This is a genomic window from Marinobacter sp. M1C (assembly GCF_023314135.1).
Taxonomy (GTDB): domain Bacteria; phylum Pseudomonadota; class Gammaproteobacteria; order Pseudomonadales; family Oleiphilaceae; genus Marinobacter.
The window spans coordinates 4527229-4541692 of sequence record NZ_CP092289.1 but is presented as its reverse complement, the minus strand read 5'-3'; the positions used below and the strand labels follow the sequence as shown (position 1 = coordinate 4541692).

The window sequence follows — 14464 nt, the reverse complement described above, 5'->3', positions numbered from 1 at the left end:
AACAACGTTTTGAAGCACGTAAAAAGACTTAAATAACGGCCTCATAATGCAGGGTTTTATGGCCTTTCAGCAGTGCAATATCGTAGCCGTCCAGCAACCAATTAATCTGCTCGCCGGTCAGTAACATCAGCTCATCCGAGGCTTTGGGCCACTTGAATTTCTCCTCAGCCAAGGCTTTGTAATAGAGGACAAAGCCGTTGTCTTCCCACATTAAACACTTGATCTTATTCCGCTGCCGATTGGTGAAGGCGTAAAGCGCGCCGGTGAACGGATTGTGGCCCAATTCCTGTTCAACCAATACCGCCAGGCTGTTGGCCTGCTTGCGGAAATCCACCGGTGCCCGATACAAATAAATCTCTGGCAACGACAAGGACGGGCGCAAATACCGGCGGCGCATTACAGCTGCCTCAGAACCACAGCCAACAACTCGATGTTGCCAGCATGCAAACCCGTGATGGAAACGCCGCCGGGTAAGGAAACAGTCAAACCATCGGAGTCGCCACTACCAACGTCGGACGCAGGAACCACGCGAGTGAACCCTGTGGTTGCCGGCGCCGGCTTCGGATAATCTTCTACAGAGCTGAGTTTTTGGCGCCAATAAACAAATTGATGATAAATCAGGGACTGCTGTTTGCAGTAAGCGCTGCCAGACAAGTCCGTCGCTTCCCAGTCGTTAATCTGTTGCTGCCAGAAGTGCACTTTTTCGGTCGGGGTCATACTGATTCCTCGTGGAATGAATGAGGCGTTCAGTGTGTGCAATTGCCGAGCTCGGGTGTAGGTGCTGATTTATGGGCGCTTACCTATGAAGTACACGTTCGCCTGCACGCATACTCTTCACTAAGATCGTAAAGTCGTCTGCGTATCGGGCGAATTTGTGGCCTCGCTTCTCAAGTTCTTTGTCTAGTGGGTCGAGCATGATGTTCGCCAATAGTGGCGAAAGAGGCCCACCTTGAGGAGCACCCTCATGACTTTCACTATAGAGCTGGTTATCGATAACCCCAGCTCGGAGATAACGCTTAATCAATTTAAGAAGCCGTTTATCCTTCACTTTGTAGCCAAGGTACGTCATCAGTAAATCATGGTTAACTCGATCAAAGAACTTAGACAGATCAACATCAACAGAAAAACGGCGACCCGTTTTGATGATGCCTTGAACCTGCTTAACCGCTTGCTGCCCATTACGATTTGGACGAAACCCGAAGCTATTGTTCGAGAAGTCTGGATCGAAGATAGGAGTTAGTATTTGGGCAATGGCTTGCTGAATAACACGATCAGTGACCGTGGGTATCCCTAATTGGCGTTTGCCGCCATCAGGTTTATCTATTTCAACACGTCTGACCGGAAAGGGATAATAGAGACCTGTTTCCAGTTCCTCAACGACCTCTTTCCAACGGCCATACCTTGCCCAAGCGGGGAACTCATCAACGGTCATCCCGTCGATGCCAGCCGCCCCTTTATTGGCTCGAACGCGTTTCCATGCCGCCTGAAGGTTTTCAGGTTGCAACGCTTGTCCGAGTAGATCTTCGCTAAAGGCTGGCTTCATATCCATACGCTGAATCACGTCATCACCGGACGGTGTTCGTGTGTTCAAGTCTGTCATGGCTCCTCCTTTATTCAACTAAGTGTTCAGGCCTTCACCGTGTCCCAACCATTACGATGGGCGTTTGGCTACTATGCCGTCTGCTGACTTCTGCTCAATCACCGGCGGGGTTACCCCTATCGGCGCTATCGGTGTCCATCTTGTTCGCTCGCAACCGCCGATGGCAACGGCTGCGCCCAGGCTTGATCGACCAGTGGCCTGACTGGTAATTGACCGATCGCTCGTTGAGCAGATCTCCCCAGATAAGAACATGTACTGTCACTGCACCGCTGCATCATTTACGGTGGCCGTTAGATCACATGGCTTCGTCGTCTGGTGCCAACTCGCCTCCGGCCTACGCCTCATATGATGTTCTTGTTCATCAGCTCGCAGTTTTGCTAGCGGCTTACTTCCGGCCGGCGTTCCGGAGACCGCTCCTCACGGATTGGCCCTTGCCATTCGCTAGTGGTTAGCGTTCAATCGGCTAAAACCGGCTGAACGGTGACCTTCCCACAGGGGACTTTCACCCCATTAGTTCATGCCCATGCTGGGCGTACACCAATAGTTCCAGTTCGTTCCGGGCCTGACGGCCCTCCACCGGACAGCCTTGTCGCCGCTTCGCTCTGCCAAGGCTGCCGCTGAACAACGGCGTTGAGGCTGTAGAAAAAGGTCGAAGACAATCCTCGATCTGAAATTGATCAATAAACGATCTAAAAATAGCGCCTATTCTTAAAATCTGGAGGACCTATCATCGAAAACACACCCAGATTTTACGTAGGAGCGTCATCAAAAAATACTCGAGGGTTTTTCTACAGCCTCGTTAACTGTTACTGAAAAGGAGTTCACATGAGCTATCAGGCGGTAAATTTCAAAAACAAGCTCGGCCTCTTCGATGAGCAATGGTCACCAAAGGTCATCGCCGAGATGAATGACTACCAATTCAAGGTCGTTAAAATCCAAGGTGAGTTCGTTTGGCATGATCACACGGATACAGACGAGACGTTCATCGTGCTTGAGGGTAGTCTGAGAATTGATTTCAGAGATGGGTCTGTAAATCTGTCTGAGGGTGAAATGTACGTTGTCCCGAAAGGTATCGAACACAAGCCTTATGTGGAACATGAAGCAAAAGTTTTGCTTATCGAGCCACGTGGCGTTGTGAATACTGGCGGCGAGGCTGGTAGCAAAACGGCAGAGAACGACGTTTGGATCTGAATCAGTTAACAAGTCAATCAAGTTCGTTCCGGCCTGCGGCCTCCACCGGACGCCCCTGTCGGGCCGCCGCTTATTTCAGCGTTGAGGCTGTAGAAAAAGGTCGGAGGCTTTTTTGGATCTAGAATTGGTCAATAAGTAATCTAAAAATAGCGCCTATTTTAAAAATCTGGAGCACTTGTCATCGAAAAAACGTCTAGACTTTACATAGGAGCATCATCGTAACAAGGCTCTATAGTTTTTCTACAGCCTCGTTATGTGTGCAGTGCGCTGCTAAAAATATGGCCGTTTCATAGGGAGCCTAGGAATGTTTGAGTATACGATCCTACACTGGATGACATTTTTGTCGGCAGCGGTTCTTTTGAACCTTTCGCCTGGGCCAGATATTGCCTTCATTTTGGGGCAGACGCTTCGCAATGGGCGGCGACAGGGCCTTGCTGCTATGTTTGGCATTTGGACAGGTGCTGGATTGCATGTGGTCATGGCGGCAGCCGGACTTTCAGCAATCCTCGCAACGTCAGCGCTAGCTTTTTCAATCGTTAAATGGCTGGGCGCTGCTTATTTGATATGGCTTGGAATCAAAATGCTGCTGTCGCGTGGCGATACATTTGTCTCGAACGAGAATTCAAACAATCAGAGCAAGCACTCGGTCTATTGGCAAGGTGTGCTGGTTTCAGCGCTCAATCCAAAAGTGGCCATTTTCTTCCTCGCCTTCTTGCCACAGTTTGTTGTTGATGGAGCCGGCTCCAATGGCGCTCAGCTCTTTCTCCACGGAAGCCTCATAATTGTTGTCGCTGCTTTCATAGAGCCACCCTTGATTTTGGCAGGGTCTCAGCTAGGTTCATTTTTGAAGAAAAATCGACAAGTTGGGCTTTGGATGGATCGAGGCCTTGGGGCCTTATTTGTAACCTTGGGTGTACGTCTTGCCGCGAGTACTAGGTGATTTCAGTCACCAGTGCCAACCGGCCATCACATAACAAACGGCTGCACCGGACAAATTTGTGTTGTCACCTTTTGTGCAGAAAGACGCACAAAAGCCGCCATCAAAAATTCGCGCGGTGAGCCGGGCGTTATGACAAGAGGTTTTAAGATTTGAGACAGGTAGTCGTTGCTATTGAAACAACAGGGTCCGAGTTTTCTTCGGGGCACAAGGTTATTGAGATTGGCTGCGTTGAGCTTATTGATGAACAGCTAACAGGACGTAACTACCATGTATACCTGAATCCAGAACGCGAGGTTGACGCATCTGCTATTGAGAGACACGGAATAACGAATGAGTTTCTAGCAGATAAACCAAAATTCGTAAAAATTGTCGATGAATTTCTCGATTTTCTGGGACGTGACGAAGTAGTCACATACAACGCAAAATTTATTTTACCTTTCCTTCATCAAGAAATTTCTCTCTCTGGAGTTAATGATCAGAGAGATGGTTTAACAAATGACATTGTAGATATTCTAATAATTGGTAACGAGAGACACCCAAGTCAAAATAATGGCCTCTATAATCTCTGTGAAAGATATTATGTAGATGTATCTCAGACTGAACGAACTGGTGCCTTGTTCAGAGCTCAGATAATCGCAGATCTTTTACTTGCATTAATAGATGAAAGTACGAAAAAGATTACATCTGACCTCAGCAAATATGAGGAAGGTGAAAACCTTGTCGTTGTGAAAACATTTTCGGAATTTGACGACGCGATTGAAGGGATAAGCAAAACGGCTCTTTGTCGAGGAGTGTCTAATCACGAATATCCTCTGCTTCCTTCGCTTTTTAGGCATAATGATGTTGAATCGGCAGATGTGCGGGAACACAACCTAATGTGGGTTTTCAAGACTCATGCAAAACCACATCTACAAAGCAGTCCTGAGAGCGAAGTCGAGTGGCTTACAATCGCTCAACACCATGGCCTTCCCACAAGGTTGTTAGATTGGAGTTTAAGCCCTTTGATCGCGTGTTTTTTCGCGGTCTACAGTCTGAGCAAATCCGACGGTGCAATCTATGTTTATGATATCGGCCGATTCAAAAAAGAAGAAGAAATAGATTCATCAACGCTGAAGGATATAGTTGCATTTTTTCCATCTCACGCGACAAGAAGGGTCACGGCACAGTCTGGAATGTTCACAATACATCCCACTAACAATATGAAACTGGAGTCGGAGTCAATTAAGAAGATAGTGATCCCAGCTGACCGTAAGAAATATTTTTTGGAGAAGATTGTTAAATTTGGTGTTCATCCGGGCACTGTTTTCCCAGACCTTGATGGTCTATCAAATTACTTGAGCTATCTGAATGGCTATCGATAGAAGTCATAACAAGGCCAGGCACGGCGACGCTTTTTTCGTTGCGGCTTCGCCTCCACTCAAAAACCGCGCATGCTGGCAGCGTTAACCCTAATTGCTGCCAACTTTGCAAAGCTCCGTCAATGACGTATATTGGCCGTTATGTTTACCATTATCGAAACACCTACATTTGAAGCGGATGCCAGAAAAATCTGGACTGAGGAGGAGCGAAGCGCTTTCTTTGCTTGGCTGGCAGCCAATCCTGAAATTGGCGACCCCATCCCAGGTAGCGGGGGGTGTAGAAAGGTTCGTTGGTCGATAGCGGGTTCAGGGAAGCGTGGTGGGGTGCGAGTTATTTACTTTACCAAGCTGGCAAATGGTGAGATCTGGTTGTTGGTGATCTACAAAAAGGCCGTCAGGGACAACATACCCGCGCATATCCTGAAGTCGATTCGTGAGGTATTGGAAAATGAGTAACGAGATTCTGAGTGCTGAGGAGCTTGGCAACAAGCTACTCCAATCCGTTATAGAAATGAAAGAGGGCAAAGCCGCACGAACCAGTCGTGTGGAACCTAATGAGGTGGCAGAAGCACGGAGTAAAACCGGCCTGACCCAGATAGAGTTTGCTGAAGTACTGCATATTTCTGCGCGTACGTTGCAGGAATGGGAGCAAGGTCGACGTAAACCTTCTGGGCCAGCAAAAGCGCTCATCGAGATTGCTTTTCGCCATCCCGAGGTCATCCGGGAAGACCTCGAACTCCGGGGTTAACAAGCGGCTGTTGTCGGACGCGCCTACGCTGCGCTCCGGCACGCCGCAAAGCCGAGCGTTAACTATCAGGCAGTGCTGGCGGAATAACTACGCTGTAGGTACGATGTAGTGATGCATCATTTCAACTTTCAATGGGACACCGCAAAAAGCGCCGCGAATTTACGTAAGCACGGAGTTGTCTCCTTCGAGGAGGCGAAGACTGTGTTTACCGATGAATTCGGTCGATTACTGGGTGATCCGGATCACTCTGAAGTTGATGAGGATCGCTTTTTGCTGCTAGGTACAAGCATCCATTCGAAGCTGCTGGTTGTCTGTCACTGCGTCAGAGACACGGACTGTATTCGCATCATTTCAGCCAGGAAGGCGGAGAAACGCGAAAGAAAAATATATGAGGGGTTCCGCCATGCGTGATCACTACGACTTTACCGACTCCAAGCCCAATCCTTATGCCGCGAAACTCAAGAAGCAGGTAACGATCCGGCTTGACGAAGATACGGTAGATTATTTCAAGAAAATGTCTGAACAGAAGGGTATTCCCTATCAAAGCCTGATCAACTTGTACCTTCGAGACTGCGCGTCTTCGCACAGAGACCTAAAGCTGCAGTGGCAATGATAGTTAACAAAAGAGCGCGGTTGGTCGTCCCTGGGAGCGAGTGTTCTTGGGGTTCACGTTCACTCGACGGGATCGGGAAAAGCGACGCAAGGTGAGCGAAGACGCGATTCAGCAGTTCAAGTATCGCGTTCGAGCTATCACCCGGCGAACGCGAGGTCGTACCATGCAAACGGTGATGGGTGAGTTAGTGGTATACCTGAGAGGTTGGAAAGGCTATTACGGTTTTGCGCAAGTGAAATCGCCGATCCGGGATCTGGAAAAGTGGGTACGTCGCAAGCTCCGGTGTTATCACTTAAAGCAATGGGAGCGATCCGGTTACCGCCAGTTGCGCAAGCGCGGAGTGAGTGTAAAGCTGGCCTGGAATACGGCCAAGTCTGCTCATGGCCCGTGGCGTTTGAGCCATAGTCCGGGGTTAAGGCAGGCCCTGCCGAGGCAGTACTTTGCCTCTATGGGGCTCCCGGACCTTGTGGATTGCTGACAACTCAATCAACCGAACCGCCGTGGTACGTGATCCGTATGCCCGGTGGTGTGGGGGGAGGGGTGCCGTGAGGTGCCTCCCTATCCCGATTGAGGCTGTAGAAAAACCCCAAGTCGGATCGATTTTGGTAGTATTGAGAAAACAGACAGGGAGCCGTCGGAATGCCTCGTTTTAAGCACTACAACTACGACCAGGATACGATGGTGGTCATCAACTACCGAGAGCAGCTCCAGCCCGGCACCTTTGAACACGCGGTTCACTACCTGATTGAGCACAAGCTAGACCTGACGGTTTTTCACCCGAAATATCGTAACGACGACACCGGCCGCCTGGCCTACGATCCCGCCATCTTGCTGAAGATCATTCTGTTCGCGTACTCCAAAGGCATCACCTCCAGCCGCGAGATCCAGTGGTGCTGCGAGACCAACATCATTTTTAAAGCTTTATCCTGCGATACCGTGCCGCACTTCACCACCCTGGCCAAGTTTGTCAGCCAGCACGCCGATGAGATTGAAGAACTGTTCGAACAAATACTGCTGGTGTACCATGAACAGCGCCTTCTGGGCAACGAGCTGTTTGCTATCGACGGCTGCAAAATGTCGTCGGACGCCGCGAAGGAATGGTCTGGCACCTTTAAGGAACTTAGCGAAAAACGCGACAAGTTGAAACGGTTGATTCGCCACCACCTGCATGAGCATCACGAGCGGGACGAGGCTGAAACGGAAGCGGAACTGGATCGGGATATTCGACGCGCGAAAACCGTGCTCTCTCTGGACGAGTCGATGAAGAAAGTGGACCGCTTCCTAAAGACGAACAGCCCAAGGATGGGCCAAGGGAAACGAAACAAGGAAGTGAAGAGCAACATCACCGATAACGAAAGCGGCAAGATGACCACGAGTAAAGGCACGATCCAAGGTTATAACGGTGTGGCCACGGTGGACAAAAAACACCAGGTCATCATCGATGCGCAGGCATTCGGTGAAGGTCAGGAACACCATACTTTAAAGCCGGTGTTGGAAACGGTTCAGCGTCGTTATAAAAAACTCGGCATTGCCGACAACATCTATCAAACCGGCGCGATCGTGACCGCCGACACCGGCTTCGCCAACGAAGCCAATATGCAGTACCTGCATGAGCAACAGATCAACGGTTACATCCCGGACAACCGCTTCCGCAGTCGTGATCCCGGAACATGTCAACCTCATATGGACAGCTCTTTAAAACGTTAACATCTATTTGCCCGCTCCAGCGCCTTTCGTGCTGCTGGTAACGTTGGGAAGTTCACAGCGCTACTTGTCTCACCCCCTATCGCCTCCGAAGTGATGGGGTTGATGTGGACAACTTCCGGCGGTAACGCGGCTTTTGGTTTCCCTTGGCAGAAGCGTTCCGGATGGTCTCTATAATACCGGTCCAGCGTTGCTTGCCGCACTTGGCCCACGGTTTGATAGTTGCCGGTGTAGACCTGAGTCGGCGTAAAGCCGGCCAGCCCGCTGTGGTGGTGTTCATGGTTGTACCAGCAAAAATAATCCGCTGCCCATAACCGTGCATATTCCAGGCTGTCAAAGCGTCCGGGAAAGTCAGGTTGCGTTTTGAGTGTTTTAAACTGGCTTTCACTGAATGGATTGTCATTACTGACTCTGGGGCGGCTGTGGCTGCAGACCACGCCCACATCGGCCATCAGGTCGAGAAAGCTCTGGGCGATCATAGGCGATCCACGGTCCTGGTGCAGGGTGACCCCGCGGTTGGTCAGCCCATATCGTGTCAGTGTTTGTTCCATGAGCTGCTGCGCCAGTTGACTGTTCTCTTTGCGGGAGATCATCCAAGCCACGACATAGCGGCTGAACAGGTCCATAACCACATACAGGTTCAGGTAGTTACCCCGGCGTGTAGTCGCCAATTTCGTAATATCCCACGTCCAAACTTCGTTTGGCCGTGTCGCGGTCAGGCGCGGTATAGCATGCGACTGAGGCGCACGTTGATTCCGGCGATCACCGGTCTGATTGGCTTGTCGCAGCACGCGATACAGTGTGCTGAGCGAGGCCAGGCACTCACCACGTTCCAGCAGCGTGTGATAGACCTGATACGGCGTTTGATCACAGAACTCGGGTTCGTTCATCCGCTCAAGTATCTGCACACGCTCCGAGGTTAAGAGCGCTCTGGGCTGCGGCGTCGTTTTACGAGAGCGCCTGACTGGGTCTGGTGCTGTGCTCTGACGTCGTCGCCACGCGTAAACGGTGCTCCGGTTCAGTCCCAAAGCATCACAGGCAGAGCGGAACGGAATGTGCGCCGGGCGCGCCTCAAGGACGGTCATGATGGATCGCTCCCATTGTTCGACAGATCGAGCATCGACAAGGCTTTTTTTTGGAGATCCACACAGTCTTCAGTCACCCGCAACCGGTGCTGCGTTTTGGTCAGCTCTTTCTCTAGCTGCTCAATGCGCTTCTGGTCCGGTGTTTTTGACGCTTTAGGCCCCGGCGCAGACTTGGATAAAGCAGCCTCGCCACCGACTTCCAACTGCTTACGCCAATCACGCAACTGGTTGCTATAGAGGTTTTCACGGCGTAATAAAGGGCCGAGTTCACCGTAGGCGCATTGATCCGCTTCGGCCAGTATTCTCAGCTTGTACTTTGTGGAAAATCGGCGACGGGTCCGCTTCTCCAACTGACTGTCTGGCAAGATGTGATTATCGGGTATCTGTGACTCAGGTTTTGGCATTGCTTACACTCCTCAATCCGCGCCCTGAAATCTATGTTAACTCATAGACCGGGTGTATGGACTGAGGTTGACACACAGGGATCCCAAGTTCGCCGAGCAGAAAGAAAAGTACGGTAAGCGCTCACAAACTCCATCGAAGAGCGGCTGGAAACACGTGATTCCCGCCAGTGAATTTCAGTTCGACCCGGTTACGATGACGTGCATCTGTCCCGCCGGAGAATCCCTGCGCCACGAAGGCACCCGAACCGACCAAAACGGCGTACCCAGAGTCCACTTCCAAGGCCGGTTATTGCAGTGTCGCCACTGTCCAAAAAAACATCAATGCATGCAAAACCCCAGCTCAGCAGATCATCGTAAAGGCAAAGGAAGACAGGTCTCTTACACCCTGGAGCTCAGGCGAGGCCCAACGTATACCGACTGGATGAAACACCGAGTCGATAGCCAGCAAGGCAAAGCGATTTACGGTCATCGCATGTCGGTGGTTGAGCCCGTGTTCGGTAACATCGGCAGCAACAAACGTCTGAATCGCTTCAGCCTGCGGAGTAAAAAGAAGGTGCAAGGCCAGTGGCAATTGTATTGCCTGGTGCACAATATTGAGAAGCTGGCGAACTATGGGCCGTTAGCGGCATGATACCGGGCTAGGATATGGCCAGATATAGGCCACAGACGGCCATGTGTAGAGTGTTCAGCGCCGGATATCAATAATGCTGTGGTGTTGTCAGTAAATGATCAAACGTGAGCCAGTTGATCGCAGCGTGTGAAAAAATAACAAAGCGGCTGCGGATTGTGCTCTGAGAAGGGTTTTTCTACAGCCTCGTTATACAGACTAGGGAGAGTCGGTTTTGGATTTAGCTAATGTAGTTCCATGGGGAAGGTCGTTCGACGAATACCAGAAGATGTTCGGGTTGTCGGAAGCTGATCTGAATAAGAGAATTCTGGGTTGTGGCGATGGGCCTGCAAGTTTTAATGCTGAGGCGACAAAGCGCGGATACCAAATCATCTCGTGTGATCCAGTGTATCAATTCGAAGTTCAGGAAATTCGTCGCCGGATCGACGATGTATACCCGGAAATAATGGGTAAGATGCAGCAGAATGCAGACAGCTATATTTGGGACTCACTAGGCAGCGTTAAGCAGCTTGGCGAGGTTCGGATGAAGGCCATGTCGAGGTTCCTATCTGATTTTGATGTTGGTCGCCGGCAGGGACGATATGTATCGGCGTCATTGCCTACGCTGCCATTCTCTGACTCCGAGTTTGATCTGGCACTCTGCTCTCACTTTCTTTTTCTTTACAGTGATCAGGTAGATGAGGCAGCTCACCTGGAGTCAATGCAGGAGCTATGCAGAGTTGCCTCTGAGGTTCGCGTCTTTCCTGTTATCTCGCTGGACGGAAAAACCTCAAAGCACCTTGATTCGGTCATGACGGCACTATCCGCTGACGGAATTGCTGTCTCGTTGCAGCCTGTCAGCTATCGTTTTCAAAAAGGTGCTACTGAGATGTTGGTGGCAAAGTCCGTATAACCAGTGGCTGTTGGCGGACGCGCCTACGCTGCGCTCCGGCACGCCGCAAAGCCAAGCGTTATGCATGAGAGGGAATTCCGATGGGCCTGAAACTCCAGTTTGAACTGATGGCCGCCTACAACCAGTGGATGAACTTAAAGGTCTATGAAGCTGCTGGTCAGCTTGGGGCAGAAGAGCTCGGCAAAGACCGCGGTGCTTTTTTTGGCTCGATTCTGGGTACCCTCAACCATGTCGTTGTCGGCGATACCATTTGGCTCAAGCGTTTTGCTACCCACCCGTCCTGCCGCAGCTCTTTACGTGAAGTCGGTAACCTTCAAACTCCTCTTAGTCTGGATCAGATTGTTCTCAGCGATTTTGATAGCCTCTCAGAACACCGCACTTGGCTAGACCAGCAGATAATCAACTGGGTAGACGAACTATCTAATAGCGACCTAGATTTCGTTCTTAGCTACAAGAACACGAAAGGGGTGCCTTCTAACAAACGATATTCGAGCTTGGTTACTCATTTTTTTAACCATCAGACCCATCACAGAGGTCAGGCTTCCGCCCTGCTATCACAGGCAGCTCAAGATGTTGGTGTTACTGATCTTTTGGCTCTGATTCCGAACGAGCCTCATGTATAACAAATCGCAGCAGTACGCGGCTGATGGCCGCCGGACGCCACTGACGCGTGGCCGCTTATCTCAGCGTTGAGGCTGTAGGAAAAGGTCAAAGGCTTTTTTCGGCCTTGACTCGATCAATAATTAAGCTAAAAATAGCGCCTATTCCTAAAATCCAGAGCACTTATCGTGGAAAGCAGACCTAGATTTTACGTAGGAACGTTATCACAAAAGGGCTCGGGGGTTTTCCTACAGCCTCGTTATGCACATCAGTGAGCTGGGCTCCTCAAGTATTTCTCCTGGCCCAGCCTCCCTGTTTTGACTAATAGTGTCGTTTACAACCACTGCTTCGGATAGCGTTGACCGGAAATAAGCCGGTGGTATACCACCCCGAAAGCCACAATCAGAACGGTGCCTGCCGCCACCGGCGTCAACAGGAAACCCCAGTGTTCACCTGCGAGCATGACGACTAGCGGATTAGCCCCTGCTGGTGGGTGGGTAGTGTTGGTCAGCATCATCAAGCTTACCGCTAGTCCTACTGCCAACCCCATCGACCAGTGGGTAACGCCCGCCAGAGCTGCTACAGACAGGCCGGTCGCCGTTGTTAATAGGTGACCTATGATGATGTTTCTGGGCTGTGCTAGTGGACTTTCCGGCAATCCGAATAGGATTACCATGGTCGCGCCAAAGGGAGCCATCAACCAGACGGAGGACTGATTAGCGCTGCCTAGGCTGCTCAAAGCGGTAATACACAGCATTGCCCCCAAGCCTGCTAGCAAAGGGACAAGGTAACGTGAAGTGGTCAGACGTTTGTACATGAGCAAAATCTCCAAAGTAGACAGATCGGTCTGCATAGAGTAGACAGTCTTGTCTACTGATGTCAAGATACGGATATCTGGTGTGATGTGGGTATAACCATGGATAAGCAAGAACAGCTAGTTCGTACCGCCTTTAAATTGTTTTACACTCGGGGCATTAACGCAGTGGGAGTGAACCTAGTGTTAGCGGAGTCAGGCATAGCCAAGAAAACGCTTTATCATCACTTCCCCAGCAAGCAACACCTAGTGGAAGCGGTCATCCGCTATCGTGACTGTAGCTACCGGGCTTGGCTTATATCGAGGCTGGATCATGTACTTTCAGGCAAACCCGCTTTGCTTGAATTATTTAGTGCTCTGGATGACTGGTTCCACAGCCGGGTGCCGGATATCGACCACTTCCATGGCTGCTTCTTTATCAATGCCAGCGCTGAATTCGGCGACCGAGACAATGTCATCCACCGGGCCTGTGCCGAGCACAAAGCTGATATAACGAGATTGATTCGAAAGCAGGTGGATGCGTTGTCTCTTCCGGACGGGGCAACAGAAGAGCTCACACGCTTGGTTGTTCTACTTAAGGAAGGGGCTACCTCAGTGGCGCACGTTCAGGGAAATCTTGATGCGGCGATGGAAGCCAAAAAAATACTGGAGAATATGCTGCATGATTATGCTGATGAATAACTTTGGTACTTGTGTTGCCTGAAGAAAATATCTTCGAGAAATCGATTGCGTAACGCCACAATACATAAGGAGTAGTGCATGATTTTCGAGCTACCTGCTCCTGAAACACTTGAGTCTGAATCATTGGTTAGCTGTATTGAAAATCGTCGCAGTGTGCGAGAGTACTCTAAAGCTCCCCTGCGTATTGATTCTCTATCCCAGTTACTGTGGGCTGCGCAAGGAATAACAGGCCCTGAGCAAAAAAAGGCAATACCTTCAGCGGGCGGACTCTACCCTTTGCAGATCCACATTTTGGTGCGGCGTATTGCGGAACTTGAGCCTGGGATTTATGAATACCAGAGTGGCAATCACTCTTTAAAACTACTTGGCAGCATCTCTCCAGAAGCGTCGATACGAGAAATGGGGATTGGCGATCAACCATGGCTAAATGACGCGGCCATCGTCATTGGGTTAGCTGGAAAGCTCGAAGTAGCCATCAGCCGCTTTGAATCGCAGGCACCCCAAGGAGAGCGTGGTTCTCGCTATGTGTATATGGAATCGGGAGCTTTAGCGCAAAATGTTCATCTTCAGTGCACGGCTCTAGGGGTTGGTTGTGTTTTGGTCGCAGGCTTTGATGATTCGAAGGTGAAGGAAGCATTTGGGTTCCCTTCAGATGTGGAGCCTACTGCGCTACTTTGTATCGGACAACGGTGGAGTGTCTAACTATGCATAACCAGCCACGTCACACGGATGATTTTTCTCCGCTTCGCTCCAAAAAAGCCACCGGTGCGCTTAGCGTTATGTTTCAGGGAGGGTTCAGTGCCTTACAAGATGAATGAGAAACAGCATGAAGCTGTTTTAGCACTAGATAGCTTTGATCGATATGATCACTTCGTCAGTAAGGTCGCTGATTGGCAGCAGTTGTGGGGCGTTAAAAGTCAGGAAGGCTGGCTTGTTCCGGTCGCACCGGAAGATTTTGAATATTTCCCATTGTGGCCGCATTACGATTACGCTCAGAAAATCACAGATGAGAATTTCCCCGGTCACACAGCAACAGAGATTAGCCTAGAAGAGTTACTCGGCCATTGGCTACCACTGTTCGAGCAAGATAAAGTGAAAGTAGCAGTCTTTCCAAATAAGGAATGGAACTTCTGGTGCATTGAGCCCCAGGTCCTAAAAGAAGAGTTGCTAAATGAAGTGGCCAAATACGAATAAAAACATAACAAA

The 14464-nt window shown here is 50.3% G+C and carries 19 protein-coding genes and 2 pseudogenes; 15 read left to right on the top strand and 6 right to left on the bottom strand.

All coding sequences use genetic code 11. From position 1 onward, the window contains the following. Positions 1–28: 28 nt before the first annotated feature. The 3 genes from tnpB to ltrA all read right to left on the bottom strand — a co-directional run bounded on the left by tnpB (position 29) and on the right by ltrA (position 1600). Positions 29–397 carry an IS66 family insertion sequence element accessory protein TnpB gene (gene tnpB, locus MIH19_RS21400; RefSeq protein WP_249006790.1) on the bottom strand — a complete coding sequence of 123 codons (369 nt, stop codon included), beginning with the start codon at positions 395–397 and terminating at the stop codon, positions 29–31. After that, on the bottom strand, positions 397–717 hold the full coding sequence (locus tag MIH19_RS21395) for an IS66 family insertion sequence element accessory protein TnpB (RefSeq protein ID WP_249006789.1): 321 nt from the start codon (positions 715–717) through the stop codon (positions 397–399). Before MIH19_RS21395 ends, tnpB begins: the two co-directional genes overlap by 1 nt. A gap of 79 nt (positions 718–796) precedes the next feature. Next, positions 797–1600 carry a group II intron reverse transcriptase/maturase gene (gene ltrA / locus MIH19_RS21390; protein WP_249006788.1) on the bottom strand — a complete coding sequence of 268 codons (804 nt, stop codon included), beginning with the start codon at positions 1598–1600 and terminating at the stop codon, positions 797–799. 825 nt (positions 1601–2425) lie between these two features. Here ltrA and MIH19_RS21385 point away from each other — a divergent pair. The 9 genes and pseudogenes from MIH19_RS21385 to MIH19_RS21345 all read left to right on the top strand — a co-directional run. Then, entirely contained in the window at positions 2426–2791 is a 366-nt protein-coding gene (locus tag MIH19_RS21385; RefSeq protein ID WP_249006787.1) for a cupin domain-containing protein, read from the top strand. 304 nt (positions 2792–3095) lie between these two features. Next, on the top strand, positions 3096–3731 hold the full coding sequence (locus MIH19_RS21380) for a LysE family translocator (RefSeq protein ID WP_249006786.1): 636 nt from the start codon (positions 3096–3098) through the stop codon (positions 3729–3731). A gap of 149 nt (positions 3732–3880) precedes the next feature. Continuing rightward, complete coding sequence (locus tag MIH19_RS21375) at positions 3881–5092, top strand: FRG domain-containing protein (protein ID WP_249006785.1); 1212 nt, start codon at positions 3881–3883, stop codon at positions 5090–5092. A 138-nt stretch (positions 5093–5230) separates the two neighbouring features. Continuing rightward, complete coding sequence (locus MIH19_RS21370) at positions 5231–5545, top strand: transcriptional regulator (protein ID WP_249006784.1); 315 nt, start codon at positions 5231–5233, stop codon at positions 5543–5545. Next, positions 5538–5837 carry a helix-turn-helix domain-containing protein gene (locus tag MIH19_RS21365; protein ID WP_249006783.1) on the top strand — a complete coding sequence of 100 codons (300 nt, stop codon included), beginning with the start codon at positions 5538–5540 and terminating at the stop codon, positions 5835–5837. The genes MIH19_RS21370 and MIH19_RS21365 overlap by 8 nt, the downstream gene beginning before the upstream one ends. A gap of 111 nt (positions 5838–5948) precedes the next feature. Beyond that, entirely contained in the window at positions 5949–6248 is a 300-nt protein-coding gene (locus MIH19_RS21360; protein WP_249009066.1) for a BrnT family toxin, read from the top strand. Continuing rightward, entirely contained in the window at positions 6241–6450 is a 210-nt protein-coding gene (locus MIH19_RS21355) for a BrnA antitoxin family protein (protein ID WP_249006782.1), read from the top strand. The genes MIH19_RS21360 and MIH19_RS21355 overlap by 8 nt, the downstream gene beginning before the upstream one ends. Before the next feature lie 91 nt (positions 6451–6541). Beyond that, positions 6542–6928, top strand: coding sequence for a group II intron maturase-specific domain-containing protein (locus MIH19_RS21350; protein WP_249018577.1), 387 nt, complete (start codon positions 6542–6544; stop codon positions 6926–6928). A gap of 161 nt (positions 6929–7089) precedes the next feature. After that, positions 7090–8115 (top strand): annotated as a pseudogene (locus MIH19_RS21345) (transposase); the annotation flags it as partial. A gap of 38 nt (positions 8116–8153) precedes the next feature. On the opposite strand, the gene MIH19_RS21340 reads toward MIH19_RS21345, so the two are convergent. Together MIH19_RS21340 and MIH19_RS21335 are read right to left on the bottom strand one after the other, a co-directional pair. Further along, on the bottom strand, positions 8154–9239 hold the full coding sequence (locus tag MIH19_RS21340; RefSeq protein ID WP_249006780.1) for an IS3 family transposase: 1086 nt from the start codon (positions 9237–9239) through the stop codon (positions 8154–8156). Continuing rightward, positions 9236–9643, bottom strand: coding sequence for a transposase (locus MIH19_RS21335; protein WP_249006779.1), 408 nt, complete (start codon positions 9641–9643; stop codon positions 9236–9238). The genes MIH19_RS21340 and MIH19_RS21335 overlap by 4 nt, the downstream gene beginning before the upstream one ends. A 76-nt stretch (positions 9644–9719) precedes the next feature. Here MIH19_RS21335 and MIH19_RS21330 point away from each other — a divergent pair. The 3 genes and pseudogenes from MIH19_RS21330 to MIH19_RS21320 form a co-directional block, all read left to right on the top strand. After that, positions 9720–10274: pseudogene (locus MIH19_RS21330) on the top strand (transposase); the annotation flags it as partial. A gap of 211 nt (positions 10275–10485) precedes the next feature. After that, complete coding sequence (locus MIH19_RS21325; protein WP_249006778.1) at positions 10486–11163, top strand: class I SAM-dependent methyltransferase; 678 nt, start codon at positions 10486–10488, stop codon at positions 11161–11163. Positions 11164–11243: 80 nt separating this feature from the next. Continuing rightward, positions 11244–11786, top strand: coding sequence for a DinB family protein (locus MIH19_RS21320; RefSeq protein WP_249006777.1), 543 nt, complete (start codon positions 11244–11246; stop codon positions 11784–11786). A gap of 311 nt (positions 11787–12097) precedes the next feature. Here MIH19_RS21320 and MIH19_RS21315 read toward each other — a convergent pair whose 3' ends face one another. Beyond that, positions 12098–12580: an HPP family protein gene (locus tag MIH19_RS21315; RefSeq protein ID WP_249018609.1), complete on the bottom strand. Its 483-nt coding sequence runs from the start codon at positions 12578–12580 to the stop codon at positions 12098–12100. 99 nt (positions 12581–12679) lie between these two features. On the opposite strand from MIH19_RS21315, the gene MIH19_RS21310 reads away from it, so the two are divergent. The 3 genes from MIH19_RS21310 to MIH19_RS21300 all read left to right on the top strand — a co-directional run bounded on the left by MIH19_RS21310 (position 12680) and on the right by MIH19_RS21300 (position 14452). After that, positions 12680–13258 carry a TetR/AcrR family transcriptional regulator gene (locus MIH19_RS21310; RefSeq protein WP_249006775.1) on the top strand — a complete coding sequence of 193 codons (579 nt, stop codon included), beginning with the start codon at positions 12680–12682 and terminating at the stop codon, positions 13256–13258. 78 nt (positions 13259–13336) lie between these two features. Further along, positions 13337–13960 carry a SagB/ThcOx family dehydrogenase gene (locus MIH19_RS21305; RefSeq protein WP_249006774.1) on the top strand — a complete coding sequence of 208 codons (624 nt, stop codon included), beginning with the start codon at positions 13337–13339 and terminating at the stop codon, positions 13958–13960. Between the two features lie 96 nt (positions 13961–14056). After that, a complete protein-coding gene (locus MIH19_RS21300; protein ID WP_249006773.1) occupies positions 14057–14452 on the top strand; it encodes a DUF2750 domain-containing protein in 396 nt (131 codons plus the stop codon). Positions 14453–14464: the final 12 nt, after the last annotated feature.

Coding starts and splice junctions, on each gene's coding strand:
- MIH19_RS21310 (WP_249006775.1), top strand. CDS start 12,680: ATGGATAAGCAAGAACAGCTAGTTCGTACCGCCTTTAAATTGTTTTAC.
- MIH19_RS21340 (WP_249006780.1), bottom strand. CDS start 9,239: ATGACCGTCCTTGAGGCGCGCCCGGCGCACATTCCGTTCCGCTCTGCC.
- MIH19_RS21365 (WP_249006783.1), top strand. CDS start 5,538: ATGAGTAACGAGATTCTGAGTGCTGAGGAGCTTGGCAACAAGCTACTC.
- MIH19_RS21380 (WP_249006786.1), top strand. CDS start 3,096: ATGTTTGAGTATACGATCCTACACTGGATGACATTTTTGTCGGCAGCG.
- MIH19_RS21370 (WP_249006784.1), top strand. CDS start 5,231: ATGTTTACCATTATCGAAACACCTACATTTGAAGCGGATGCCAGAAAA.
- MIH19_RS21315 (WP_249018609.1), bottom strand. CDS start 12,580: ATGTACAAACGTCTGACCACTTCACGTTACCTTGTCCCTTTGCTAGCA.
- MIH19_RS21305 (WP_249006774.1), top strand. CDS start 13,337: ATGATTTTCGAGCTACCTGCTCCTGAAACACTTGAGTCTGAATCATTG.
- MIH19_RS21360 (WP_249009066.1), top strand. CDS start 5,949: ATGCATCATTTCAACTTTCAATGGGACACCGCAAAAAGCGCCGCGAAT.
- MIH19_RS21395 (WP_249006789.1), bottom strand. CDS start 717: ATGACCCCGACCGAAAAAGTGCACTTCTGGCAGCAACAGATTAACGAC.
- MIH19_RS21355 (WP_249006782.1), top strand. CDS start 6,241: ATGCGTGATCACTACGACTTTACCGACTCCAAGCCCAATCCTTATGCC.
- ltrA (WP_249006788.1), bottom strand. CDS start 1,600: ATGACAGACTTGAACACACGAACACCGTCCGGTGATGACGTGATTCAG.
- MIH19_RS21320 (WP_249006777.1), top strand. CDS start 11,244: ATGGGCCTGAAACTCCAGTTTGAACTGATGGCCGCCTACAACCAGTGG.
- tnpB (WP_249006790.1), bottom strand. CDS start 397: ATGCGCCGCCGGTATTTGCGCCCGTCCTTGTCGTTGCCAGAGATTTAT.
- MIH19_RS21385 (WP_249006787.1), top strand. CDS start 2,426: ATGAGCTATCAGGCGGTAAATTTCAAAAACAAGCTCGGCCTCTTCGAT.
- MIH19_RS21335 (WP_249006779.1), bottom strand. CDS start 9,643: ATGCCAAAACCTGAGTCACAGATACCCGATAATCACATCTTGCCAGAC.